Below are 24,979 nucleotides of genomic sequence, written 5' to 3' on the forward strand. Positions count from 1 at the left end.
AAACGAATGACCGCGCAGCACTCGGCGGCCGACCTCGACCTCATCCGCCGATTTCCCGAGCGGATCGGCTACCTGAACCTCGAACAGGTCGACCCGGCGGTCATCGAGCGGGCGCACGCCGCGGACGTCCCCATTCCCCAGGCGGTGTGCACCGCCGGCGTGGAGGCGCTGCGCAGCGGACGTCGCACCGGGGTCCGGCTGGAGGAGCGATGAGGATCGCCCTGGACCCGCAGATGCTGCGGACCACGCCGCTGCTGGAGCTGCCCGACGTGGTGGCCGGCATGGGCTACGAGTGGATCGAGCTCTCGCCCCGCGAGGACTTCATCCCCTTCTTCAAACATCCCCGGGTGGACACCGCCACCGTTCGCGCGTTCAAGGCCAGGCTGGCCCACGCCGGCGTCGGCATCACCTCGCTGCTGCCGGTGATGCGCTGGTCCGGGCCCGGCGAGGCGGAGCGGCAGGCCGCCGTCCGGTACTGGAAGCGGGCCATCGAGATCTGCGCCGAGCTCGGCGTCGACACGATGAACAGCGAGTTCAACGGCCGCCCGGAGGCCCCCGAGCTCGCCGAGGCCATGTTCTGGCGGTCGATGGAGGAGCTGCTACCCGTCTTCGAGCGCGAGGGCGTCACGCTCGCGCTGGAGCCGCACCCGGACGACTTCATCGAACTCGGGCACCCGGCGATCGACATGGTGCGTGGCATCGACAGCCGGTACGTGTCCTTCCTGTACTGCCTGCCGCACACGTTCCACCAGGGCGACGACGCGCCGGGGATCATCGCGCACGCCGGCGACCTGCTCACCCACGTGCACGTCGCCGACTCGATGGACCACACCGCCTCCGACGGGCTGCGGTACATCACCAACCCGCCCGGCAACCCCGTCCGCGTCCACCAGCACATGGAGATCGGCCGAGGGGACGTCGACTTCGACGAGGCCTTCGCCGCCCTGGCCGGCATCGGCTTCGACGGCGTCCTGACCACCTGCGTCTTCGGCTGGGACGAGCAGGCCCGCGAGTCGGGCACCCGGATGCTCTCCGCCATCCGCGAGCTGGTCACCAAGCACTTCCCCCACGGCACGACCCCCTGATCCGCCCCGCAGTCCCGAGAGGGCGAACCGCGCGGCGTACCGCGGCGCCCGCGCCGCCGAGGAGGAACTCGAGCAGTCCGCCGTCACCGTCCTCCGGTCGTGGGCGCCGGTGCCGGCTTCACCTCCTCGCTGGTCGCTGATGGTGCGCAGCGCGAGGTAGAGCAGCTTCATCGCGGCCTCGTCGGTGGGAAACGAGCCGCGGGCCAGGGTGTGCTTGCGCAGCTGGAAGGTGATCGACTCGATCAGGTTCGTGGTGTAGATGACTTTCCGGCCGCAGCACGTCCTCCCCTGCGGCCGGATGGAAACGAGGAGCACCTCGGCCGGGCTGCGCTGGCCCTCCTCTTGACGCGCGCACTACGTCCCAGAGCTGAACCAGCGGGTCGGCCCGGGCGTCGTCCTCCAGCACCCGGGCCTGTTCCCGCGTCGACGGCCTCCGTCGATCCCCGGCTCGGGGCCGGAGGACCGCACCACTCCGTTTCTTGACTTGTTCAAGGGAAGTTGTCAGGATGCGGCTGTGCCGGACGCCGCAGACCTCGAACGTCTACTGCGCGCCGCGGGCTTGCGGGTCACCCGGCCGCGCCTGGCGGTGTTGGACGCCGTCCACGCTGAGCCGCACCTCGACACCGAGGCGCTGATCGGCGCCTCCCGCGCCCGGCTGGGTGCGGTGTCGCACCAGGCGGTGTACGACGTGCTGCGCGTCCTGACCGACAGCGGCCTGGTGCGACGCATCCAGCCGCAGGGCTCGCTCGCGCGCTACGAGGCGCGGGTCGGTGACAACCACCACCACCTGGTCTGCCGTGACTGCGGCGCCATCGTCGACGTCGATTGCGCCGTCGGCGAGGCCCCGTGCCTCACCCCGTCCGACGACGGCGGCTTCGCCGTCGACGAGGCCGAGGTCGTCTTCTGGGGCCGCTGCCCGAGCTGCACGGCCGCCTGACCCACCGACAGCTCCACCCCTCCCCCGCCCGACACCCAGGAAGGTTCGACGTGAAGGACGAGTCCAACAAGGTCACCACCGACAGCACCAGCGAGAGCGAGAACCCGGCGATCCCGTCGCCGACCCAGGTCACGAACCGCCGGCCCCAGAGCAACCGGGACTGGTGGCCCAACCAGGTCGACCTGTCGGTGCTGAACAAGCCCTCGAAGGACTCCGACCCGCTCGGTGAGGACTTCGACTACAAGGCCGAGTTCGCGACGCTCGACGTCGAGGCGGTCAAGCGTGACGTCGTCCAGGTGATGCGCACCTCGCAGGACTGGTGGCCGGCCGACTGGGGCCACTACGGCCCGCTGTTCATCCGCATGTCGTGGCACGCGGCCGGCACGTACCGCATCGCCGACGGCCGGGGCGGCGGCGGCGAGGGCGCGCAGCGCTTCGCCCCGCTCAACAGCTGGCCGGACAACGCCAACCTGGACAAGGCCCGCCGCCTGCTGCTGCCGATCAAGCAGAAGTACGGCCGCAAGCTGTCCTGGGCCGACCTGCTCGTGCTCGCCGGCAACGTCGCGCACGACGACATGGGCCTGCCGACCTTCGGCTTCGCCTTCGGCCGCGAGGACGTCTGGCAGCCCGAGGAGGTCTTCTGGGGTCCGGAGGACACCTGGCTCGGCGACGAGCGCTACGCGGGTGAGGACCCGCTCGACCTCGACGAGGGCCACCTCGCGGCGGTCACCATGGGGCTGATCTACGTCAACCCCGAGGGCCCCCAGGGCAAGCCCGACCCGCTCGCCTCCGCCCACGACATCAAGGTGACCTTCCGCCGGATGGGCATGACCGACGAGGAGACCGTCGCCCTGATCGGTGGCGGCCACACCTTCGGCAAGACGCACGGCGCCGGCAACCCCGAGCTCGTCGGCCCGGAGCCCGAGGGCTGCCCGGTGCACGGCAACGGCCTCGGGTGGATCAGCCAGCACGGCACCGGCAAGGGCGCCGACACGATCACCAGCGGTCTCGAGGGCGCCTGGACCCCGACGCCCACCACGTGGGACAACTCCTACTGGGACACTCTGTTCGGCTACGACTGGGAGCTCGTCGAGAGCCCGGCCGGCGCCAAGCAGTGGCAGCCGTCGAACCCCGAGGCGCAGGAGATCGTCCCCGACGCGCACATCGAGGGCAAGAAGAACCCCCCGATGATGTCCACGGCCGACATGGCACTCAAGGTCGACCCCGAGCTCCGCGCGTACGCCGAGCGCTTCCGGGACGACCCGGAGTACTTCGCCGACCAGTACGCCCGGGCCTGGTTCAAGCTGCTGCACCGCGACATGGGCCCGAAGACCCGCTACCTCGGCCCGGACGTGCCGGATGAGGACCTCATCTGGCAGGACCCGGTCCCCGCGGTCGACCACGAGCTCGTGGGCGAGGCGGAGATCGCCGACCTCAAGCAGCGGCTGCTCTCCTCCGGCCTGACCGTCCCGCAGCTGGTGCACACGGCCTGGTCCGCCGCCGCGTCCTACCGCGGCACCGACAAGCGCGGTGGCGCCAACGGCGCCCGGCTGCGTCTGGAGCCGCAGATCAACTGGGCGGTCAACGCGGGCGTCCGCGACGTGCTGCCGGTGCTCGAGCGGGTGAAGGAGGAGTTCGAGCAGCAGACCGGCAACAAGGTCTCGCTCGCCGACCTCATCGTGCTCGGCGGCACCGCAGCGGTGGAGAAGGCCGCGGCGGACGCCGGCGTGGCGGTGACCGTGCCGTTCCACCCCGGCCGTACCGACGCCTCGCAGGAGCAGACCGACGTCGACAACTTCCGGTGGCTCGAGCCGCGCGCCGACGGCTTCCGCAACTGGATCAAGCCCGGCAGCAAGCTCGAGCCGGAGACGCTGCTCGTGGACAAGGCGTACACGCTCGAGCTGACCGCCAAGGAGATGACGCTGCTCGTCGGCGGCCTGCGGGTGCTCGGCGCCAACACCGGCGGCGTGCAGCACGGCGTCTTCACCGACCGCCCGGGCGTGCTGTCGCAGGACTTCTTCCGCAACCTGCTCGACCTGGGCGTCACGTGGCGCACCTCGGTCGACACCGAGGGCGTCTACGAGGGCCTGGACGCAGACGGCAACGTCGTGCGCACGGCCACCGCGGCCGACCTGGTGTTCGGCTCGAACTCGATCCTGCGCGGCATCGTCGAGGTCTACTCGGCCGACGACGCGAAGGAGAAGTTCGTGCGGGACTTCGTCGCCGCCTGGGTGAAGGTCATGGAGCTCGACCGCTTCGACCTGCGGTAAGCACCCCCTGTCCGGATGCCCCGGTCCGCACTCCGCGGGCCGGGGCATCCGCGCATCCAGGCGGTCCGTTGACCGGCGCCTGGCACGGGCCGCGAGATGGGACTGTCCGGCCTCCACGGTGTCACCGTCGGCAACCGTGCCTTCCGGTGTCTGACGGCCCATCGTGTCGGCGACGCCGTCGCCCACGTCCCCTCCCTGGGCGACGTAGCGGTCGTAGCCGAGGCGGCGCATGAGCTCCGCCCACGCGCGCGCCGTGCGGCCGAGGTCCCAGCGGGTCTCGGTCGGCGCGGCGGAGAAGGCGTAGCCGGGCAGGGACGGCAGCACCCGGTGGAACGCGTCCTCGGCCGAGCCGCCGTGCACGGTCGGGTCCGTCAGCGGGCCGATGGAGTCGATCAGCGGCAGCGCGTCCTCGTGCCGCGAGCGAACGCGGACGAAGTGGATGCCCACGCCGTCGATCTCGGTGGTGAACTGCGGCAGCCCGTTCAGCCGCGTCTCGCCCCGGCGCCCCGCGTACTCGCCGCCCCGGTAGCGGCACGGTGCCTGCATCGTGGCCAGCTGCACGCCCTGCGAGCGGTCCTCCACGAGCTCCCGGCTCGGCCAGCGGGTCGCCGCCAGGCGGCGACGCAGGGATCTGGCATGTCGGGAAGCACCCGCTCACCCTTTAGCGGCTCAGCACGAAGCGGTGGCCGGAGAGCGAGCCCTCGAGGGGCCCCACAGGCTCGACACCGAAGTGCTGGCGGGGAGTGCAGTTCCCCGCGCCTTCGATGGCGAGCAGTCCAGTCCAGCGACACCTCCCCGTGCAGCACGGGTCCGGTCTGCGAGCACAGCCTCGGCACCGGGGGCCGAGGCGCCTCGGCGGGTCACCGGCCCTCGCTCCCCCGCGACCATCATTCGTCCCCCGCGACGATCGTTGCCGCCGTTGTGCGGACCCCTGTCCGCAAACGTCCGGCACGGGCCCGCCTCCTGGCACCCCCTCGTCAGGTCACGGCCACGCCGCCCGCGCCGTGTCGCCGGCGGCGGCTCACGTGCTCAGTCCTGCCTCTCCGCACAGCCCGCGTCCACACTGCGGCGCACGAGCACCGCACAAGGACACGGGCCGCACGCCGGAAATGGCTGGCCCCGGCCGCGCATCCGGCCCTGGCTGCGGGTCCATCCGGTCGTCCTGGTGGAGAGCTCCGCTCGTCCTGCAACTGCCGTCCCGGCGCCGTCTTCGCTGCACCGCGTCCCATCCGCACGCGTTCACTCGGAGCGACTCGCCGCGCCGTCGTGTGAGCCTTGACACCCTTGTGTGGTCTACGGCACAGTCACGGCCGTTCGTACAGCGGACAGTTGTCCAGTACCGGTTGGTGAGCGCCGCACCGGGAAGGGGTGCGGGTCGGAAGGAGCCCTGGCCCCCTCGCGGACGGGCGCTTCTCTCCCCCGTGGAGTTCGCGGCCACCCGCTCCTGACCTTCCCAGCTCCCGGACTGGCTGCCGTCGCACTCGCAGGACCCGTAGAGCACACGACCCGTCAGACCACAGGGAGAGGGAACAACTCGTGAACCGCACTGTCGCAGGGGCCAAGCCCCGCAAGACCAGCAAGCGCGCGCTCGTCGGGTTCGGGGTGATGGCGCTGGTCCTGGCCGGCTGCGGCTCCTCCGATGACGGTGCCACTGCCCAGGCGGAGGGGCCTTCCAACCGTGACCCCCAGGCCTCGGAGCTCGAGACGTTCCGCGTGGCCAACTACCGCCAGAACGGGGCGGTCCCCCAGCTCGCCGCCGAGCGCGAGGGGATCACCGAGGAGTACGGGATCAGCTTCGAGCCGCAGTGGATCGAGAGCAGTGCCGCCGGGATGGCGGCGTTGGTCGGCAGCGAGGTCGACGCCACGTTCTCGAGCTACACGGGGGTCATCGATGCCGCCCGGCAGGGCATCGGCGTCCGCATCGTGGCCGAGCTCTTCCGTGAGGTTCCGAACTCCCTGACCCTCGAGACGCTCCCGGATTCCGGTATCGAGGACCTGGCCGACCTGGAGGGCAAGCGGGTCGGGGTCGTCGCGCTCAACACGTCGCACGACCAGCGGATCAACTACGCGATGCTCAAGGAAGGGCTCGACCCGGAGACCGTCGAGTACGTCGAGCTGCCGTTCGGCGAGATGGGTTCCTCGCTCGAGCGGGGCGTCATCGACGCCGCGGTGGTGACCGGCACCTCGCTCCGGAACGTCCGGGAGACCCTGAGCTCTCGGACGGTGCTCGACTTCGGGGCAGGGATCTTCGAGGAGTTTCCCTCGGGCGGCTGGATCATGAGGTCCGACTTCGTGGACGAGAACCCGAACGCGGTCGCAGCCTTCCAGTGCACGATGATCAAGGCCCAGAGCCTGGTCATGGGCAACCAGGAGCTCTACGACTCCGTCATGCAGGAGGAGCTCGGCTTCGACCAGGAAGCCCTGGCCATCACGCCGATGCTCAACCACCCGACCGAGCTGGACGCGGACGGGATCCAGATCGTGGCGGACATGATGCGTGAGCTCGGTGCCATCGACGAGGAGTTCGACGTGGAGTCCCTCGTCGTGCCCCTTCCCGACAACTGCTGAGCCCACGGATGGCCGCGGAGCCGGCAAGGGGATGCACATGACTTCTGACGTGCAGCCGGTCGACGCCCAGCGCCGGCTCAGCCGCCGGCCCACCCCCGAAGGCGAGGGGCGTGGGGGGCGGCCGACCCGCACGACGCGCCGTTCGCGGTTGTGGCGCGGCGTGGTGGGCGTGTTGGCGCTCGGCCTCGTGCTGGAGTTCGTCACCCGCATCGGGCTGGTGTCCCCGACGTTCCTCCCGCCGTTCACCACGATCCTCGGCGAGGCGGTCGACGTCGTCGGGCGGCAGGACTTCCAGGAGGCCGTCCTGTCCACGGTGGTCTCGTGGGGGGCCGGACTGGCGCTGTCCGCGGCGGTCGCCATCCCGCTCGGGGTGGTGCTGGGGCTCTCGCAGGTCTCCTACCGGGCCACCCGAGCGGTGCTCGACCTGCTGCGGCCCATCCCGCCCATCGCGCTGATCCCCCTGGTCATCCTGGTCATGGGCCAGGGCCTGGAGATGAAGCTGGTGCTGGTCGTCTTCGCCGCCCTCTGGCCGATCCTGTTCAACACGATCTCCGGCGTGCACGACGTGGACGTCAAGGCCAAGGAGATGGCCCGCAGCTTCGGCTTCTCCCGCCTGGCGGTTATCCGGCGGGTGGTAGTGCCTTCCGCGGCGCCGTTCATCGCCACCGGGGTCCGGCTCTCCTCGTCGATCGCGTTGATCGTGGTGATCACCGTCGAGCTGATCGCGGGAGGCGCCTCGGGTATGGGCACGTTCGTCGCCGAGGCGCGGGCGGTCGGCAACCAGACCGAGGTGGTGTACGCCGGCACGCTGCTGATCGGGGTGGTCGGGCTGGTGATCAACCTGCTGATGGGCGCGGCCGAGCGCCGGTTCTTCGGCTGGCACACGACGAAGGACGTGTAGAGGCGTGACGACGACAGAGATCCGGACGACGGACGCCGCGAACCCCGGACCGGCGGCCCCCGGGAAGGGGGGCCTGCGCGGGACCGCGCGGCTGTCCAAGCGGCTCGCGGTGGATTTCGGCGCCCTGGTGGTGCTGGTCGCCCTGTGGCAGCTGGCGACGTCGGCCGCGACCACGCCGTTCTTCCCGACGCCGCTGGAGATCGTGGAGAACTTCGGGAAGATGTTCTTCACTGGTCCCCCCGAACATCTGTTCCTGACCGACGCCGCGACCGGGGACGTGTTCGCCAGCCTGTGGCGGATGCTGCTCGGCTACGCGATCGGCTGCGCGTGGGGCATCATCGTCGGCACGCTGCTGGGCCGTTCCAGGGCGGCGCGGGAGTACACCGACCCGGTGGTGGAGTTGCTGCGGTCGATCCCCGCGACGGCGTCCTTGCCGCTGTTCATCCTCGTCCTCGGCGGCGGCGACTTCATGCGCGTGGCCTTCATCGCCTGGGGTGTCAGCTGGTTCGTCCTGATCAACACGGCCAGCGGTGTGGCCTCCATCCACGCCACGATGCTGGCGATGGGCCGGGCCTTCCGGGTCTCCCGGGTCCGGCAGCTGTTCGGCATCATCCTGCCCGCGGCCATGCCGAAGATCCTGGCCGGCATGCGTATCGGTCTGACCGCCGCGCTGATCCTCGTGGTCACCTCGGAGTTCATGGTCGCGACCAACGGCATCGGGTTCCAGCTGATCCAGGCGCAGCGACGGTTCCAGGTGCTGGACATGTGGACGTGGATGCTGCTGCTGGCGGTGCTGGGCTATCTGCTCAACACGATCCTCGAAGTGACCGAAGGGCGCCTGCTCGCCTGGCACCGCAAGGCCAGGGACTGACGGCCGCGTGCCGACGACGACCGAGGTGGGGGACGAACCAGAGATGAGTGTGACCGTGCCGATGACCGCGACCCGCTCCGCCGTGGACGCGATGCTCCAGGTGGAGGGCATCACCCACGTCTACGGCCAGGGGGCGACAGCCCACCGGGCCATCGAGAACCTGTCCTTCACCGTCGGCCCTCGGGAGTTCGTCTCCATCGTGGGCCCCTCCGGTGCAGGGAAGACCACGCTGCTGCGGATCCTCTCGGGGCTGCTGACCCCGACCGAGGGCACCGTCTCTCTGGTGGGCGAGCCGGTCGACGGGGTGCCCGAGGGCATGGCGATGGTGTTCCAGGACTACAGCCGCTCCCTGCTGCCGTGGCTGTCCATCGAGAAGAACGTGATGTTCCCGCTGACCCGCACCGAGGCCGGCCGGGACGAGCGGCGGCGGATCGCGCGGGAGAGCCTCGAGGCCGTCGGCCTCGCCGACCGCCACGACCGGTACCCGTGGCAGCTCTCCGGCGGTATGCAGCAGCGGGTGGCGATCGCACGCGCCCTGGCCTACCGGCCCCGGCTGCTGCTCATGGACGAGCCGTTCGCCTCCGTGGACGCGCAGACGCGCTCGGACCTGGAGGACCTCGTGCTGTCTCTGCGGGACCGCTACGACATGACGATCCTCTTCGTCACCCACGACATCGACGAGAGCGTCTACCTCGCCGACCGGGTCCTCGTGCTGTCCCGTCCCCCGGCCCATCTCGTCGAGGAGATCCCGGTGCCGATCCCGCACCCGCGGGACCAGATCACCACCAAGGAGACCGACGAGTTCGTCGACCTCCGCGGCCGCGTGGCTCGCCTCATCCGCAGCGGCGGACAGCCGGACGGCGGGGGCAGCCGGTAGGGCACTCCCCTACCCGGGCCGGTAGGCGACGGACTCTGAGACGAACTGCGACATGAGGAGCAAGGCGTGAGCGAACGTGCATCCGTGCTGGTGGTCGGTGTCGGTCCGGTCGGCGTCCTGAATGCATTGGGACTGGCGCGGGCCGGGGTGCCGGTCACCCTGTTCGAGCGCGGTCCAGGGGTCGTTCAGTCACCGCGGGCGGCGGTCTACCACTGGTCGGTCCTCGACGGCCTCGAGCGACTCGGGGTCTACGACAAGGCCGTGAACAAGGGCTTCCTCAAGCAGGACTACGAGTACCGGGTCTTCAAGACCGGCGAGCAGATCAGGTTCGGCCTGCAGTCCCTGGAAGGGATCGTCAAGCGCCCGTACAACCTCCACCTCGGGCAGAACCGGCTGGTGGAGGTGGCGCTGGAGGAGCTCGCCGCCTTCGACCACGCCGTTGTGCGCTGGGAGCATGAGTTCGTCGACCTGGACCAGGACGACGACGGGGTGCGGGCGACCTTCACCACGCCCGAGGGCACGCTGACCTACGCCGGCGACTGGCTGATCGGGGCCGATGGCGCGCGCAGCCAGGTGCGCACCGCGCTGGGCATCGAGTTCGAGGGCATCACCTGGCCCGAGCGGTTCGTGGCCACCAACGTCCGGTACCCGTTCCAGGAGCACGGGTTCGGCCAGACGACGTTCCTCATCGACGACGTCTACGGCGCGGTGATCGCCAAGCTCGACACCACCGGCGGCCCGGGCATGTGGCGCTACACCTACTGTGAGGACGCTTCCCTGCCCGAGGAGGGCGTGCTGGACCGGATGCCCGACTTCCTCCGGGCGGTGCTGCCCACGCAGGAGGGCTTCGAGCTGGTGGCCCACGCCCCATACCGCATGCACCAGCGGTCGGCGACGAGGTATCGGGACGGGCGGGTCCTGCTCGCCGGGGACGCCGCGCATGCCACCAACCCCACCGGCGGGCTCGGGTTGACCGGGGGCATGTTCGACACCTACGTCCTGCAGGAGGCCCTCGCCGCCGTCATCCACGGCCAGGCCGACGAAGCAGTCCTGGATCAGTACGCCGCGGAACGACGGCGGATCTTCCTCGAGGTCGCCAGCCCCGCGGCATCGAACAACAAGCGGCTCATCTACCACTCCTCCGACCCCGACCAGCTCGAACGCGACCTCCAGGGTCTGCGGCGGCTGGAAACCGACGAGGATGCCGTCGTCGAGCGGCTGATGTTCACCAAGTCCATGGAGAGCAAGTCCCTGATCGGGGCCTGGTGAGTGACGTGCAGACCGTCACCGCCCGCGGACAGGCCAGGGACTGACGACGCGGTGAGCCGCCAGTGGGGCGGGTGGAGCTGCTGCCGCGCCGGCGGCTCTCTCCATGAAGACGGAGGCCGGGGCCGAACGAGTTCGCTGGGCTTGGTGGTCCGTGATCTCGATCGGTGCGTGGCCTACACGTGAGGGGGTGACGTCCTGGATGAAGGACCTGGTCGGCAAGGTCGCCGTAGTGACCGGCGGTGCCAGCGGGATCGGCTATGCGATGGCGGCGCGATTCCACGCCGAGGGCATGAAGGTCGTCGTCGCGGACATCGAGGACGATGCCCTCGTTGCGGCCGTGGCACGACTGTCCGCCGACGGGGGGGCCGTCGTCGGCCAGCGCACCGACGTGAGCGACCTGGCGAGCGTGGAGAGTCTGGCCGAGCGCGCCGTCGGCGAGTTCGGTCGGGTCGACGTCCTGTGCAACAACGCCGGTGTGGACACGGGCGGCAGTTTCCTCGGGATCCCCGACACCGGCTGGCGCTGGGTGATGGACGTCAATTTCTACGGGGTCCTCAACGGGTGCCGCGTCTTCCTGCCGCTGCTGGCGCAGCAGGACGAGGGGCACATCGTCAACACCGGGTCCGTCGCCTCCTTCCACTCGGGAACACCGACGATGACGCCGTACTGCGTGTCCAAGTTCGCGGTGCTCGGTCTCACCGAGTGCCTGGACATCGAGCTCAGGGCTACGGGCAGCCCGGTCAGGGTGTCACTGCTGGCCCCGGGCCCGGTCAGGACCCGCATGCCGCAGGCCGAGCGGAACCTTCCGAGCCACGTGCCCCCCGCAGCCGAGCCCGAACGTCTGGCGGTTCTCGAGGGACTGGCGCGGAAAGCCACCGACGAAGGTCTCGAGCCCTCCCATGTCGCCGCGATGGTCGTGGAGGCCGTCCGCGAGGAGCGGTTCTTCATCCTCCCCCATCCGGACATGGCCCTGGCCGGGGTGCGGAAGCGGTTGACGTGGATGGAGACCGGGCGCCCTCCGGCGCCGCGGGTTGCCGGCACCTGACCTCGGCCATCCCTGGACGGGACCCGCCGTCACCGGGGCGGCAGGACCATGACGAGCAGCAAGGACGACGATGACTCCGCATGAACGGGCAGAGCCGGTACACCGCCGCAGGGGAGCCTTCTGGCTTCCCGGCGACGTGCAGGTCACCGGGACAGCTCCGTGGCAGCTGGGTCCGGCGTGGGTGCAGTGGGAGGCGCCGGCCGAGCTGACCGGCCGGCCTCCGATGATCTTCGTCCACGGTGGTGGGGGTCAGTCGACGGACTGGATGGGCACCACGGGGGCGTCCGTGGGCTGGGCCGAGCTCGCCGTCCGTCACGGCTTCCCCGCGTACCTGCTCGACCGCCCGGGGCACGGGCGCTCCCCGTGGGATCCTGCGCGGATGGGGGCGAAGACACCGTTCCCCGACTACGCAGGGCTGGAGGCGCTCCTGGTGCCGCGCGAGGGACAGCGGGCGAGCGCGCACACGGCCTGGCCGTGGCCCCGGGAGGTCGGCACGCCGCACGTCGACGCCCAGGCGGCGTCCTCGTCCGGCATGCTGCTGGACACCCCGCTGAGTCAGGAACTCGATGCCCGACGCCTCGTAGATCTGCTCCAGCTCACCGGGCCAGCGGTGGTCGTCGTCCACTCGGCCGGGGGGCCTGCCGGCTGGCTGGCTGCCGACCGCCGGCCGGACCTCGTCCGTTGCGTCGTGGCCGTCGAGCCGCTGGGGCCGCCCTACCGGGACATGGGGCCGCGGGGGGTCCTGACCGAGGGCCCTACCGCCGTTCCCCTGCACTGGGAGGAGTCGGCCAGCGGCCGGCGGCTGACGAACCTCGCCCAGGTCCCGGCGTGCGTCGTGTCGGCCGAAGCGTCCGGAAGAGCCGAGGACGACCGGGAGACGATCGCCTTCCTCAGGGACGGCGGAGTCAGCGTGGACCACGTGGACCTGGCCGAGCACGGGATCACCGGCAACGGACACGGTCTGACACTCGAGGTGAACAACGCGGAGATCTTCACGCTCGTCGTGGATTGGGTGAGCGTGCACGCCGAGCTGTCGACGAGGACGGTCAGCCGAACCTAGCCCACAGCGGCCGCTCCCACTCGCGGTCGGCGCCGCACCCGTGATCCAGCCCCTGATCGACACGCCTGCGGGCGCTCCCGGAGAGGAAGGCCGATGACCACCAGCCGCACGCGGAGAGAGACCTACGAGGAGGGCCTGTCCGTCCGCAAGGCGGTCCTCGGCGCGGAACACGTGGAGCGGTCCCTGGCCAACGTGAGCGATTTCGCGCGCCCGGTACAGGAGCTCGTGACGGAGTACTGCTGGGGGGCGGTCTGGACCCGGCCCGGGCTCGAGCGCAAGACACGGAGCCTGCTGAACCTCGCCATGCTCACCGCGCTGAACCGCGGTCACGAGCTCGGCGTCCACGTCAAGGGGGCCGTGACGAACGGCTGCTCCCGCGAGGAGATCCAGGAGGCCCTGCTGCAGACGGCCATCTACGTGGGCGTCCCCGCCGCGCTGGAGTCCTTCCGGATCGCCGAACGCGCGCTCGCCGAGCTGGACGCCGAGGCCTGAGGTGCGGATCGGCTTCATCGGCCTGGGCAACATGGGGTTGCCCATGGCCACGCGCCTGCGGGAGGCCGGTCATCAGGTGGTCGGCACAGACCTGGTCGCCGAGAACCGCAGTCGACTGGAGGAACGGGGCGGTGTGGCCACCACATCCGCGGCTGACGTCGCTGCGAACGTCGACGTCCTGATCTTGATGCTGCCCAGCTCCGACGTCGTCGAGTCCGTGCTGGCGGACGAAGCGGTCGCCGCGGCGTTGCGCCCTGGCTGCCTCGTCGTCGACATGAGCTCGTCCGAGCCGCTGCGGACGCGGGCGCTGGCCGAGCGCCTGGCCGCGGAGCGCGGGGTCGACCTGGTCGACGCCCCCGTCTCCGGCGGCGTCAAGGGCGCGGTCGCCGGGAAGCTGACGATCATGATCGGCGGTCGGGAGGAGCTCGTCGGGCGGCTGCGACCCGTCCTCGAGGCGATGGGCACGGTTGTCCACACCGGACCGGTCGCCTCCGGGCACGCGCTCAAGGCGCTGAACAACCTGATGTCGGCCGCGCACCTGCTCGTCACGAGCGAGGCGGTGCTCGCCGGCCGCGAGTTCGGCCTGGACCCTGCCGTCATGCTGGCCGCCGTCAACGGCTCGAGCGGCCGCAGCGGATCCACGGAGAACAAGTGGCCCAACTTCATCTTGCCCGGGACGTACGACTCGGGGTTCGCGCTGCAGCTGATGCTCAAGGACATGCGCATTGCGACCGCGCTCGCGACCCAGCTGGGCGTCCCCAGCCGGCTCGGCGAGCGGGCCGTGGAGCTGTGGGCTCTGGCGGCGCAGGAGCTGCCGGCGGGCGCGGACCACACCGAGATCGCCCGCTGGCTGGGGACCTGAACGCTTCTCGCACCCACGGGCGGGATGTCCGAGTTCGCCGGACACCCTCGGCTCGGCCCAGGGCCGGTGACTCGAGGTCCCTTCACCCGGGGTCCGGTGCGCTCGCTGCGCTTCGTGGCGAGCGGCGACCCGGTGTCCTTGCAGGTGAGCCCCTCCTCCCCTGCTGCCGCCCGCACGACGAGGCACCTGTCCCTCCGGAGACGACTGTGCTTCGCGCACCCGCCGGGCAAGCTTGAGCGGCTCACCGAGCTCCCAGCTTTGTGCGCATGTGCCGGGCCGCCCCTCGCGCACCCTCGGCAGAACCCCACGCTCATCCGCCGTGGGGTTCTGCCGTATCGGCGCTGCACGACATCGCTCATGGGTCCATGCGCCACCGCACGATTCGCCAGTGGTTCGTCGAACCTTCACGTCGGTAACTGAGCTCGTGCACGGCGGCCAGTGCCAGGGCCAGCCCGCGTCCCGACTCGGCGAGGGGGGAGGGCAGCTGAGCTGCGTCCAGGTCCACGTCCGCCCGCTTCCCCTCGTCGCGGAACTCGGCCTGGAGACGGCCGGGTTGCGCGACCACCGCGAGCTCGAAGGCGATGGGCTCGCCGTCCGTGGCGTGTCGGATGATGTTTCCGGCGATCTCGATGACGGCGGTCTCGAACCGGATCCTGTCCGGCAGCACGACGTCGTCGTGCTGCAGCCACAGGCGCTCCAGCAGCGCCTGCACCTTCTCGAGGGACTCCGGTTCGGTCGACGCCGTGAGGCGCAGGCCCCCGTCAACCGTCATGCAGGGCTCCCTCGACGGTGTCGTGCGGTCGGAGGACCCGGTCGAGGTTGGTGAGCTGGAGAACGGTGGCCACCTGGGAGCCGACGCGGGCGATCCGGAGGTCCCCACCGGCCTGGCGCGCCTGCTTGAGGCCACCGATGATCGCCCCCAGACCGGAGGAGTCGATGAACTCGCAGGCGCTGAGGTCGACGACGATGAGCACCCGCTGGGCGTCGACCGCCTCGGCGACGGCGGCGCGCAACTGGGGCGCCGTCACCATGGTCAGCCGGCCCCGGGGCCTGAGCACGGCCGAGTTCCCGGTTCCCTGCACGTCCACCTCGATCACACTGCCTCCTCCGTCCGCACCGGTCCCCGGTAACGCCCCGCCTGGATGATCACGCTGAGCACGACCAGGTCGTAGAGCACCCACACCACGTTGATCCAGGTGCCCTGCGCCGTCGGCGCCAGCCCCAGCCCCAGCCGGACCAGCCCGACGACCAGCGCGGCCACCAGGAGCACGATCGCCACGAGCTGCGCCCGGACCAGCCGCCACGGGAACCCCCCGCTGTCCTGACGGGTCTTCGGGGTGACCACGAAACCGAGGCTGCGCCCGAAGAACACGTTGCCGACCGCCGTCGTGCACGCCCGGATCCAGAGCGGGAAGAGCGCCAGGCTGTACTGCTGCCCGCGCCAGGTCCGGATGCCGTAGCCCACGACCAGGAACAGCAGCTGGGTCGCGAGCAGGTAGGGGACGAGCCGGACGGCGAAGTCGCCACCGAAGCTCTGCACCGGCCGGATGCCGAAGAAGAGGTACAGCACCGGCGCCGCGATGTACACCACGGCAGCGAAGCCGGAGAGGTAGCTCCACATGGTGGCGAAGTACATGAGCCGCTGTCCGAGGCTGAGCCCCCGCTGAACCAGCGGGTTCTCCTTGAGCATCACCTGCAGCGTGCCCTGCGACCAGCGCAGCCGCTGGTGCAGCATGGTGCCGAGGTCCTCCGGCGCCAGCCCCCGGGCGAGGACCTCGTGGTGGTACACGGTCCGCCAGCCCAGCGCGTGCAGCCGCATGGCCGTGGCCATGTCCTCGGTCACCGAGATCGTCGCCATGGGCATCACCGGCTGGGCCTCGTCGACGAGGTCCACGTCCACCGCGCGGACGAGCGCCCGGATCGACTCCAGGGCACCCAGCGGCGACCACTCCCGGACGGCGAGCCGCTCGAGCGCCGCCTCGTCGACGACCACGGCGTTGAGCTCCCCGTCGGTCTCGATCGGCAACGTCTCGATCGCGGCGAGATCCGCCTCGAGCGCCGCGAGGTCGGCGGCCACGACGTCCTGGCCGGCGGCGTCGACGCGCTGCTGGAACCGGTAGGTGACCTCGGAGACGGGCTGCCCGGCCTTGAGGTCGGACCGCGCGTCGTCGACGGCCGCAGCCACCTGGTCCAGCGCCGCGACCGCCGCGGGGTGGTGCCGCGCTTCCCGCCGCGCCTGCGCGATCATCGCCCCCGCGGCGCCCAGAGCCTCGCGCACGGCCACTTCCACCTCGCGCACGTAACCCACGACCCCGAGCTGCATCAGCGCCTCCCGCCGCAAGACCGCGTTGGAGCCGCAGAAGAACGCCGCGTTCCAGCCGTCCTTGCCCTGCTGGATGGGCCCGTAGAAGAGCGGGGCCTGGCTGCCCAGAGGATCCGAGTCGTCCACGTTGACGAACCACTGCGGCGTCTGGACGAGCGCCACCCGCGAGTCCCGGAAGTAGCCGAGCGTGCGGTCGAGGATCGTCGGGTCGGGAACCTGGTCGGCGTCGAGGATGAGCAGGAAGTCCCCCTCCGTGGCGAAGAGGGCGTTGTTGAGGTTGCCGGCCTTGGCGTGACGCGGCCGGTCTGCCCAGTCGGCGCTGCGGGTGATGTACCCGATGCCGGCCGCGGCCGCGGCACGGCGCATCTCGGCTCGGTCCCCGTCGTCGAGGACCCAGGTCAGGTGCGGGTATCGGATCGCGGCGGCCGCGCGGGCGGTGGCCATGACCATGTCGACCGGCTCGTTGTAGGTGGTGATGAAGACGTCCACCGTCACGTCCGGCGGGGACAGCGGCTCGCCCCGCTCGCGGATCCGCCACATCGTGGCGCCGAACAGGAAGGCGTCGATGAGGCTGTAGGTCTCGGCGAGCACGAGCGGGACCGCGATCCACCAGTTGTCCCAGTTCACCGAGTACAGCCAACGCCAGGCCACGTAGTTGATCCCGGACACGAGCGTCAGGACGACCAGCACCCGGATGAGTCCCCGCCGCCTGCGGGCGCGCGGGCTGTCCGGGAGCCGGTGCCGGCTCACCGATCCCGCCGGATGACGAGGACCGCCACGTCGTCGTCGACCACCGGCCGGGCGCGCGCCAAGGCCATGAAATGCCGGACGACGTCCCCGGACGACGCCGACGCCCCGACGGCACGGGCCACCTCGTCCAACGCCGTCTCGGGCGAGCCGCCGCAGAGATCGAGCAGCCCGTCGCTGAACGCCACGACCGCGTCCCCCTCGCCCAGCACGACCCGGTCCTCCCGCCACTCCTGGTCGGGCAGGACGCCCAGCGGCAGGCCGCCCCGCTGCGGGCGCCCGACCGAACCGTCCGCCCGCACCAGCAGCATCAGGCCGTGGCCCGCATCCGTGTAGCGGAGGACCGCCACACCGGGCGACAGCCGCGCATGGCAGAGGGTGACCATGCTGGTCATCCCGTCGAGGTCCTCGTACAGGGTCGCCGCCGCCTGCCGGACGGCGTCGCCGGGCTCCGACTCCCGGCCGGCCAGTCGCATCGCGCCGCGGACGGTGGCCATGACGATCGCCGCCGGGAGGCCCTTTCCCATCACGTCCCCCAACGTGAGGGCGAGGTCCCCGTCGGGCGTGCGATACCAGTCGATGAAGTCTCCACCGACGCTCCGTGCGGGCATGCACGCCCCGGCCACGTCGTAGCCGGGGAGGTCTGGCCAGCGGGACGGCAGGAGGGCCCGCTGCACCTCAGCGGCCTGCTGCAACTCCCTCGACCGGGTCATCTCCTCCTGGACCCAGCCGGCGAGCTCCTCCAGGAGGAGGCGTTCCTCGTCGGTGAACCGGCGTGGGCGGTCGTCGATGAGGCACAGGGCGCCCACCCGGTGGCCGCCCGGCGCCTCGAGTGGGTGGCCGGCGTAGAAGCGGATGCCCGGCCCACCCGACACCAGGGGGTTGCCGGCGAAGCGCTCGTCTCCTGCGGCGTCCTCCACCACCAGCGTCCGGCTCGTCCCCAACGTGTGGTGGCAGAACGAGTCGTGACGGGGCACCGCGTCGAGGTGCCGGCCCTCCTGGGACTTCACGTGCTGCACGTCCCGGTCGATGAGCGTGACCGCGGCAGAGGCGACCCCGAAGACCCGCCGGGCCAGCCGGGTGATGCGGTCGAACCGCTCCTCCGGCCCGGTGGGGAGGACTCCGAGGTCCTCCAGTGCCCGGACGCGGGCGTCCTCCACGGCCACGGCGGGAGGACTCGGTGCCGCACACGCGCTCATCGACCCCACCATCCACAAAGAATGAACCCCGACACGCCCGGGACCTGGCGACACGCCCACCGATGATGCGGTCTCGGCGGCCGTTCGGCTCGTTGGCCCGCTGGGAGGGGTGGTAGCAACGAGCGGTGCACCCGAGTCGGCTGTGGACGACCGTCGGCGTGCTGACACTCCTGCCGGTCCTCGTGCTGGCCGGGTGCGGTCGAGCCGGGCCCATCACGCTCGGTGTCGCGGCCGACGACGTGGCGGCGCTGGACTCGTTCTCGGATGTCGCCGGCGCGCCGGTCGGGGTGTACCAGTGGTACCAGGCGTGGGCGGGGCGACCGCCGCTCGACACCGCTCGTGCCGACGCGGTGGCCGCTCGGGGGGTCCTGCCGCTGCTGACCTGGGAGCCCTGGTCCCCGGGCGCCGGGGTCGACCAGCCCGACTACTCGCTGGCGAGCATCGTGGGTGGCGTCCACGACGTCTACGTCCGGGCGTTCGCCCGGCAGGTGCGGGACTGGGGAGGCCGGCTCGGCATCCGGTTCCTGCACGAGCTGAACGCCCCGCACTACCCCTGGTCGACCGGCGTCAACGGGAACGATCCGGACGAGTCGGTGGCGGCCTGGCACCACGTCCGGCAGCTGTTCGAGGAGGAGGGGGCGGACGACGTCCTCTGGGTGTGGTCGGTCAACGTCCACGCGCCCGGCACGGCGTCATACGCAGCGCTCTACCCGGGTGACGACGTTGTCGACTGGGTGGCCGTCGACGGTTACAACGGCGGCACGGCCCTCCCGTGGGGCGGCTGGCGCAGTCCGGAGGAGGTCTTCGGGGAGTCGCTGGCGGACCTGCGGCGCCTGTCGGACCGCCCTCTCGCCATCACCGAGACGGGCTCGTCGGAGGAGGGCGGCGACAAGGCCGCCTGGATCGAGGCGCTGTTCGAGCTCGCCCTCGACGAGGGCGTCCGCGTGGTCATCTGGTTCCAGTACGACAAGGAGACCGACTGGCGCGCGACCAGCTCACCCGCTGCTGCGGACGCTCTCCGCAGATCGGCCACCGCGCCCGGTCGCATCACGGCCTCATGGCCGTCTGACCCCTCGTGACCGCGAACACGACCCTCGGACACTCGATCGCCCCGGAGTCCCTGCACGTCACCAGGTCAGGAGCCTGGAGAGTTGTCGTGCTCGGGTCGGCACCGGCTCGTGATGCCGCCGCGATACTTCGCGGATCGTCACGTCGACCTGGCCCCGGACGTCGGTCAGTAGCCCACCGCGAGGTCCGCGGGCACCTGCGGCGACGACCGGAGCGCATCCGTCAGCAACGCGACCAGCGCCTCGAGCTGCATGTCGGCCGATGAGGCGACCTCTTCGTCCGACCCGTCCAGCGCCCGGGCGGCGAGCCCCGCCTTGCTGTCGATCAGCTCGGCGATCCGAGCGTCGATGGTCTGCGCGGCGATGATGCGCCATGCGGTGACCGGCTCGGTCTGGCCGATGCGGTGACTGCGGTCGATGGCCTGGGTCTGCTCCGCGTCGGTCCAGGACAGCTCGGCGAGGACGATGTTCGAGGCCACCTGCAGGTTCAGCCCCACACCGGCCGCGGTGAGGGAGCAGACCGCGATCGCGACGTCGGAGTCGTTCACGAAGGCGTCGATGTTCTTCTGCCGCACCGAGGGGGTCTGGTCGCCGCGGATCGACGAGAAGCGCACCCCCTGCCGGGCGAAGGCCTCCTCGGCGGCGTCCATGACGTCGACGTGCTTGGCGAAGAAGACGACCTTGCCCGCGCTGCGCGCGAGCTGGGCGGCGTAGTCGGCGGCGAGGCCGGCCTTCGCCTGGCCGATGCGCCGCATCATCGTGAACACGTTCTCGCCGGCCGTCGTCGCCGCGTCCTTCAGCTCCGAGCGGGCCACCCGGCGCACGAGGTCGCGATCGATGCCCTCCACGGCCCCGGCGGACGAGCGGTTCGCGAGGGCGGTCTCGTACTGGGCCACCATCCGACGCACCAGGTCGCGCTCGGCCGCCCGGATCGACCGGCCCGCCGCTCCGTCCAACTCGATGGGGAGGTCGGCGATGCGGCGGGCGGGGATGTCGGCGGCCACGTCGACCTTTCGGCGCCGGACGATGCCGCGGTCGATCACGCAGCGCCGGGCGGCGGCGTAGAAGCCGGGGTCGGCGGGCGTCAGGCCGGCGTCCTCGAGCGCATCCATGAGGTCGCCCAGCGGCTTGGCGTCGTCGATCCACCCCAGGAACTGCCAGATGGTGCGGAAGTCGTCGATGTCGTTGATCAGCGGAGTGCCGGTCAGGGCCATCAGCAGCGGCCGCGTGGCGCGGGACCGGAGGCGGTCGGAGAGCTCGAGAACGTGTTGCGAGCGCTGCGAAGACCTGTTCTTGATGAAGTGCGCCTCGTCGACGACCATGCCGCGGAAGCCGAAGTCGCCGAGCCAGCCGACGTGGCGGTCGAGCACCTCGTAGTTGACGACGACGATGTCGGCGAAGCCGTCGACCGTGTCGCCGTTGCCCTGGACGACGGTGACCGCGCGGTGGGGCGTCCAGAGGCCGGCCTCGCGAGCCCAGTTGGTCTTGACGACGTTCGGCACGACCACGAGCAGCGGATAGGCGTTCGCCGCCTCAGCGGCGAGCAGCGCCTGGGCCGTCTTGCCCAGGCCCGGCTCGTCGGCGAGCAGGAACGTCCGGTGGCCGGCAGCGGCCGCGGCGATCAGCTGCGCCTGGTGCGGCATCAGCTCCAGGCCCTTCGGCCCGAGCCGCGAGGACGGCTCGGGCAGCGGCATGCACGCCGGGTCCCCGCTGCCGGCGCGCTCGAACGAGCTGAGGAGCGGGCCGAGCAGCTCCCAGCCGGCCAGGCGACGCGGACGGGGGGTGCGCTGAGCAACGGCGGAGAAGTCGGGGGCCAGGAAGGGGTTGGCCAGCTGCCGGGAGAGCACCGACTGCGGCACGACCCTGCGCTCGGGGCTGGCGGGCGCAGCCGCGATCTCCGACGGCTGGACCTCCTCGGGGGCCGGCTCGACGCCGAGGCCCCTCAGCATGTCCCGCGCCAGCGACCGGGCCGCGTCGGAGACGACGGCGTCCTCGGCGAGGCACGCCAGCAGCCCGGCGTCTCGGACGGCGGTCGTCGCGAGGATGGTCGCGACGCCCTCCAGGCGCTTGAGCTGCTCGGCCCGATGGCTCTCGCTGCCGGCTGCCTCTGCCCGGACGCGGGCGCGCTCCTCCCGCAGCAGCAGGGCGACGGCCTGGAACTTCGTGCGGACGGCAGGCGTTACTCGGCCGCGCTGGGCGGCCGCCTCCACCTCACGGACCATCCCCGCGAGCACCGAGATGACATCGTCGCGGTGGCGGACCCGTCGCTGGTTCCGCGGGGCGGTACGGCGACCCGCCGTCCGGCGCTGGGCTGGTCTAGCCACAGACTCCTCCTCTGAGATGGCCGGGCGCGGCAGCATGCCGCACGGCCCGGCGGATGGGGCGGGCCCTCGAGCGGAGGGCCTGGTGCTCCGATCGCCGAGCCGGCCTGCGGACCTGGCGGGGACCGACCCCGTGGGTCTCAGCAGGCCGCTGCCGGGGGACCCGGAGCTGCCGGCGGTCGGGCAGGTGACCACCGCACCATGACAGTCGTGGTCGGACTACCTCTCCGGTTCTCGTGTCCGTGCCGCCAGCATGACAAACGCCTGCGAAGGACGCACCATTCCGGCTGGTTGCCTGCTCGACGCGGAGACGGCCAGGGGATGAGGGCGACCCGAGTGGTGTTTCAGCAGTTTCTAGCAGGTCGGTGAACAACGATCTCACAGCCGTGTGCGCGTGTCGCCCCTCGAACACCCCGGCGATGTCCGAGACCTCTCTCGGGTCGGGCTGGCGAACGACGCAGCGCCTCGCCCGCGAGGTGGTCCTCACCCAGCCGACGCGGCGACGTTCCTCAGCGGAACGCCGATGTGGCCGGCCGGGGACGGCAGGTCATTCCTCGGATCAGCGTTTCCTGCGGCTGGTCCACGGACACCGAAGCGACGGCAACCGCGGGTCCTTCGGCGAGGGAGCAGGCGATGATGACCGTCCTGACCACCAGCAAGCTGCGGCCCGGGGGTGAGGCGGAGTGGGACGCAGCGATGCGCGAACGGTTCGAGTCCGCACAACGCAAGCCGGGCTGGGTCTCCGGCCAGTTGTTGACTCCCGAGGACGACCCCCTGTCCCGGGTGATCGTCGGCACCTGGAACAGCCGGGAGGACTGGATGGCCTGGCATGACGATCCGGCGTTCCTGGAGAAGCGCACGCTGCTGGAGCGCCTGGAGTCAGCGCCCAACGTGACCCGGTGGTTCCACGTCGTGGCCGACGCCCGGGCGGGCGGCTGACACACCTGGCCGTACTGGGTTCGGGCCGGCGCGACGTCCACCGCTCCACGAGCAGCGTCAGACCCTGCGCGCGGAGGTGGCGTGCCCCGCGACGACGGCCGCCAGCTCGTCCAGGCTCGCCACGTTGTGCCCGGCCAGGAAGAGGTCGAGGTGCGGCAGCGCGGCGGCCATGCCCCGCGCCAGTGGCCGGTAGCGAGGATCGCCCTTGAGCGGGTTCAACCACACCAGCCGGTGCGCGAGCCGGGACAGCCGGGCGGTGGCCTCCCCCAGCAGCCGCGGGTCGTCGCGGTCGAGGCCGTCGGAGCAGATCACCACGATCGCCCCGCGCAGCGCCGCGTGCCCGCGCCGGCGCTCGAGCAGCTGGGTCACGGACGTGGCCAGCCGGGTGCCGCCGTCCCAGTCGGCCACCCGGCGCCCGACCTCGTCGAGCGCCCGGTCCGCCGAGTCGTGCCGGAGCGCGTCGGTCACCCGGCTCAGCCGCACGCCGACGGTGAACACCTCGACCCGGTGGCCGGCGTGCAGCAGCGCGTGCCCGAACCGGAGGAGCGCGTGCGCATACGGGGTCATGGAGCCGGAGACGTCGATGACGAGGGTGACCGGCCGCTGCCGGACCCGGCGGCGGCGCCGGCCGAGGCGCGCGGGCTCCCCGTCGGTGGCCAGCGACCGGCGCAGGGTCTTGCGCATGTCCAGATACCGACCGCTCGGTGCGCGCCGCCGCCGCCGGCTCAGCCGCCGGGGCAGGCGGACCCGCAGGCGGCGGATGAGCAGCGCTGCGACCCGCCGTTCCTCAGCCGTCATCCGGGCGAAGGACTTCTGCCGCAGCCGCTCGGCCTCGCTGGCCTCGACCCGGGCCTCCTCCGGCAGGTCGAGCAGCTCCTCCCCCGCCAGGTCCAGCGCCAGGCGCGCCAGCGGTTCGCTCTCGGTGTCCAGCACGCTCGGTGGGGGGTCAGCCGGCGCGGTCGGGAGCGGGTCGCCGGCGGCGGGGGCGAAGAACTCGGCGAAGGCGCGGGTGTAGGCCGGGACCTGGGCGACGTCGGTGGCCAGCACGGCCCGCCCGGCCCAGTAGAGCTCGGCGGGAGTCGTCGGGCGGAGCAGGTAGAGGGCCTCGAGGAAGGCCGCGGTCTGCGGCGGACCCACCGGCACACCACGGCGTCGGAGCAGGACGGTGAACTCCGCACAGACCCGGGTGAGGTCCTCGGGTCCCCGTTCCGGCGCCGCCACCGGAGGTCAGGACTCCGGCTCGGGGATGACGTCGTCGATGGCCTCGGCCACGGTCTGCTGGTCGTCGACGTCCTTGACCAGCGCCGCCAGCGTGTCGAGCGCCGTCTGCCGGTCCAGCTTGGCCAGCCCGAGCATGTGCAGCGCACTGGCCCAGTCCACCGCCTCCCCGACCCCCGGACGGTTGACCAGATCCAGCCCCCGGATGCGGGCCACCGCACCGGCGACCTCCGCGGCCAGGGGCTCGGGGACCTGCGGGGCCCGCACCCGCAGGATGGCGAGTTCCCGTTCCGCGTCCGGGTGGGCCACCCAGCTGTAGAGACACCGCCGGCGGACGGCGTTGTGCAGGTCGCGGGTGCGGTTGGAGGTCAGGACCACCAGCGGCCGGCTCGGCGCACGGATGCGGCCGAACTCGGGGATGGTGACCGAGAAGTCCGACAGCATCTCCAGCAGGAACGCCTCGAACTCGTCGTCGGCCCGGTCGAGCTCGTCGATGAGGAGGACGGAGCCCGCCCCCAGCTCGAGCGCGGTGAGCAGCGGCCGCGGCAGCAGGTACTCCCGCGTGAAGACGTCGGCGTGCGCCGCGCCCTCGCGCACGGCCAGGAGCTGACGCGCGTAGTGCCAGTCGTAGAGGGCCTGGCTGGTGTCGATGCCCTCGTAGCACTGCAGGCGGATCAGCTCCCGGTCCAGCAGCTGGGCCAGGGCGAGCGCGATCTCGGTCTTGCCGACGCCGTTCTCCCCCTCCAGCAGCAGCGGACGGCCCATGCGCAGGGCGAGGAACGCCGCCATGGCCAGCCCCTCGTCGGCGAGGTAGTCCACGCCGGCCAGCGCCCGCTGGAGATCGGGCACCGAGCCGAACTGGCCGTCGGCCCCCGGCGCGGGAGGGGTCCTGGTCATGCGGGGTCGTCCTCCCGTCCCCGGCCACCCG

Annotated in this window: 22 protein-coding genes and 2 pseudogenes; 15 read left to right on the forward strand and 9 right to left on the reverse strand. The window is 71.6% G+C overall.

From position 1 onward, the window contains the following. The first annotated feature begins 6 nt into the window (after positions 1–6). On the forward strand, positions 7–213 hold the full coding sequence (locus BMZ50_RS06980) for a hypothetical protein (RefSeq protein ID WP_091322561.1): 207 nt from the start codon (positions 7–9) through the stop codon (positions 211–213). After that, positions 210–1,085 carry a sugar phosphate isomerase/epimerase family protein gene (locus tag BMZ50_RS06985; RefSeq protein ID WP_091322562.1) on the forward strand — a complete coding sequence of 292 codons (876 nt, stop codon included), beginning with the start codon at positions 210–212 and terminating at the stop codon, positions 1,083–1,085. The genes BMZ50_RS06980 and BMZ50_RS06985 overlap by 4 nt, the downstream gene beginning before the upstream one ends. A 135-nt stretch (positions 1,086–1,220) precedes the next feature. On the opposite strand, the pseudogene BMZ50_RS23640 reads toward BMZ50_RS06985, so the two are convergent. Further along, positions 1,221–1,355, reverse strand: a pseudogene (locus BMZ50_RS23640) (transposase); the annotation flags it as partial. A gap of 244 nt (positions 1,356–1,599) precedes the next feature. On the opposite strand from BMZ50_RS23640, the gene BMZ50_RS06990 reads away from it, so the two are divergent. Together BMZ50_RS06990 and katG are read left to right on the forward strand one after the other, a co-directional pair. Continuing rightward, the gene (locus BMZ50_RS06990) at positions 1,600–2,022 is read left to right on the forward strand and encodes a Fur family transcriptional regulator (protein ID WP_091322563.1); all 423 of its coding nucleotides are present in this window, start codon (positions 1,600–1,602) and stop codon (positions 2,020–2,022) included. Positions 2,023–2,072: 50 nt separating this feature from the next. Beyond that, the gene (katG, locus tag BMZ50_RS06995) at positions 2,073–4,292 is read left to right on the forward strand and encodes a catalase/peroxidase HPI (RefSeq protein WP_218146136.1); all 2,220 of its coding nucleotides are present in this window, start codon (positions 2,073–2,075) and stop codon (positions 4,290–4,292) included. A gap of 402 nt (positions 4,293–4,694) precedes the next feature. On the opposite strand, the pseudogene BMZ50_RS24990 reads toward katG, so the two are convergent. After that, a pseudogene (locus BMZ50_RS24990) lies at positions 4,695–4,919 on the reverse strand (epoxide hydrolase N-terminal domain-containing protein); the annotation flags it as partial. A 909-nt stretch (positions 4,920–5,828) separates the two neighbouring features. Between BMZ50_RS24990 and BMZ50_RS07005 the strand changes: the two are divergent. The 9 genes from BMZ50_RS07005 to BMZ50_RS07045 all read left to right on the forward strand — a co-directional run bounded on the left by BMZ50_RS07005 (position 5,829) and on the right by BMZ50_RS07045 (position 14,237). Beyond that, positions 5,829–6,860, forward strand: coding sequence for an ABC transporter substrate-binding protein (locus BMZ50_RS07005; protein ID WP_091322564.1), 1,032 nt, complete (start codon positions 5,829–5,831; stop codon positions 6,858–6,860). A 37-nt stretch (positions 6,861–6,897) separates the two neighbouring features. Next, the gene (locus tag BMZ50_RS07010) at positions 6,898–7,761 is read left to right on the forward strand and encodes an ABC transporter permease (protein WP_177212688.1); all 864 of its coding nucleotides are present in this window, start codon (positions 6,898–6,900) and stop codon (positions 7,759–7,761) included. A gap of 4 nt (positions 7,762–7,765) precedes the next feature. Next, complete coding sequence (locus BMZ50_RS07015) at positions 7,766–8,632, forward strand: ABC transporter permease (protein ID WP_091322566.1); 867 nt, start codon at positions 7,766–7,768, stop codon at positions 8,630–8,632. Between the two features lie 43 nt (positions 8,633–8,675). Further along, positions 8,676–9,509 carry an ABC transporter ATP-binding protein gene (locus tag BMZ50_RS07020; protein WP_245753426.1) on the forward strand — a complete coding sequence of 278 codons (834 nt, stop codon included), beginning with the start codon at positions 8,676–8,678 and terminating at the stop codon, positions 9,507–9,509. Between the two features lie 66 nt (positions 9,510–9,575). After that, positions 9,576–10,778, forward strand: coding sequence for an FAD-dependent oxidoreductase (locus BMZ50_RS07025; protein WP_091322567.1), 1,203 nt, complete (start codon positions 9,576–9,578; stop codon positions 10,776–10,778). A 187-nt stretch (positions 10,779–10,965) separates the two neighbouring features. Next, positions 10,966–11,823, forward strand: a complete 858-nt coding sequence (locus BMZ50_RS07030; protein ID WP_218146137.1) for an SDR family NAD(P)-dependent oxidoreductase — start codon at positions 10,966–10,968, stop codon at positions 11,821–11,823. Between the two features lie 70 nt (positions 11,824–11,893). Next, positions 11,894–12,883, forward strand: coding sequence for an alpha/beta fold hydrolase (locus BMZ50_RS07035; RefSeq protein ID WP_091322568.1), 990 nt, complete (start codon positions 11,894–11,896; stop codon positions 12,881–12,883). Positions 12,884–12,976: 93 nt separating this feature from the next. After that, positions 12,977–13,375, forward strand: a complete 399-nt coding sequence (locus BMZ50_RS07040; protein ID WP_091322569.1) for a carboxymuconolactone decarboxylase family protein — start codon at positions 12,977–12,979, stop codon at positions 13,373–13,375. 1 nt (position 13,376) lies between these two features. Beyond that, positions 13,377–14,237: an NAD(P)-dependent oxidoreductase gene (locus tag BMZ50_RS07045; RefSeq protein ID WP_091322570.1), complete on the forward strand. Its 861-nt coding sequence runs from the start codon at positions 13,377–13,379 to the stop codon at positions 14,235–14,237. Positions 14,238–14,592: 355 nt separating this feature from the next. Here BMZ50_RS07045 and BMZ50_RS07050 read toward each other — a convergent pair whose 3' ends face one another. The 4 genes from BMZ50_RS07050 to BMZ50_RS07065 are packed head-to-tail and all read right to left on the reverse strand — an operon-like array spanning position 14,593 to position 18,506. Next, positions 14,593–15,009: an ATP-binding protein gene (locus BMZ50_RS07050; protein WP_091322571.1), complete on the reverse strand. Its 417-nt coding sequence runs from the start codon at positions 15,007–15,009 to the stop codon at positions 14,593–14,595. Then, positions 14,999–15,334, reverse strand: a complete 336-nt coding sequence (locus BMZ50_RS07055) for an STAS domain-containing protein (protein ID WP_218146138.1) — start codon at positions 15,332–15,334, stop codon at positions 14,999–15,001. The genes BMZ50_RS07050 and BMZ50_RS07055 overlap by 11 nt, the downstream gene beginning before the upstream one ends. Continuing rightward, the gene (locus tag BMZ50_RS07060) at positions 15,331–17,250 is read right to left on the reverse strand and encodes a glycosyltransferase family 2 protein (protein WP_218146139.1); all 1,920 of its coding nucleotides are present in this window, start codon (positions 17,248–17,250) and stop codon (positions 15,331–15,333) included. The genes BMZ50_RS07055 and BMZ50_RS07060 overlap by 4 nt, the downstream gene beginning before the upstream one ends. A gap of 56 nt (positions 17,251–17,306) precedes the next feature. Continuing rightward, positions 17,307–18,506, reverse strand: a complete 1,200-nt coding sequence (locus BMZ50_RS07065) for a PP2C family protein-serine/threonine phosphatase (protein WP_091322573.1) — start codon at positions 18,504–18,506, stop codon at positions 17,307–17,309. A 125-nt stretch (positions 18,507–18,631) separates the two neighbouring features. Here BMZ50_RS07065 and BMZ50_RS07070 point away from each other — a divergent pair, with 125 nt between their 5' ends. Then, on the forward strand, positions 18,632–19,585 hold the full coding sequence (locus BMZ50_RS07070) for a glycoside hydrolase family 26 protein (RefSeq protein ID WP_091322574.1): 954 nt from the start codon (positions 18,632–18,634) through the stop codon (positions 19,583–19,585). 155 nt (positions 19,586–19,740) lie between these two features. On the opposite strand, the gene BMZ50_RS07075 is transcribed toward BMZ50_RS07070, so the two are convergent. Continuing rightward, positions 19,741–21,897 carry a DEAD/DEAH box helicase gene (locus tag BMZ50_RS07075; protein ID WP_091322575.1) on the reverse strand — a complete coding sequence of 719 codons (2,157 nt, stop codon included), beginning with the start codon at positions 21,895–21,897 and terminating at the stop codon, positions 19,741–19,743. Positions 21,898–22,527: 630 nt separating this feature from the next. Here BMZ50_RS07075 and BMZ50_RS07080 point away from each other — a divergent pair. Next, positions 22,528–22,833 carry an antibiotic biosynthesis monooxygenase family protein gene (locus tag BMZ50_RS07080; protein WP_091322576.1) on the forward strand — a complete coding sequence of 102 codons (306 nt, stop codon included), beginning with the start codon at positions 22,528–22,530 and terminating at the stop codon, positions 22,831–22,833. A gap of 57 nt (positions 22,834–22,890) precedes the next feature. Here the strand turns inward: BMZ50_RS07080 and BMZ50_RS07085 are convergent, their stop codons facing one another. Both BMZ50_RS07085 and BMZ50_RS07090 read right to left on the reverse strand, forming a co-directional pair. Beyond that, positions 22,891–23,970, reverse strand: coding sequence for a vWA domain-containing protein (locus BMZ50_RS07085; RefSeq protein ID WP_245753428.1), 1,080 nt, complete (start codon positions 23,968–23,970; stop codon positions 22,891–22,893). Positions 23,971–24,060: 90 nt separating this feature from the next. Beyond that, complete coding sequence (locus tag BMZ50_RS07090) at positions 24,061–24,948, reverse strand: AAA family ATPase (RefSeq protein WP_091322578.1); 888 nt, start codon at positions 24,946–24,948, stop codon at positions 24,061–24,063. Positions 24,949–24,979 lie beyond the last annotated feature (31 nt).

The organism is Geodermatophilus ruber (assembly GCF_900114385.1).
GTDB lineage: Bacteria > Actinomycetota > Actinomycetes > Mycobacteriales > Geodermatophilaceae > Geodermatophilus > Geodermatophilus ruber.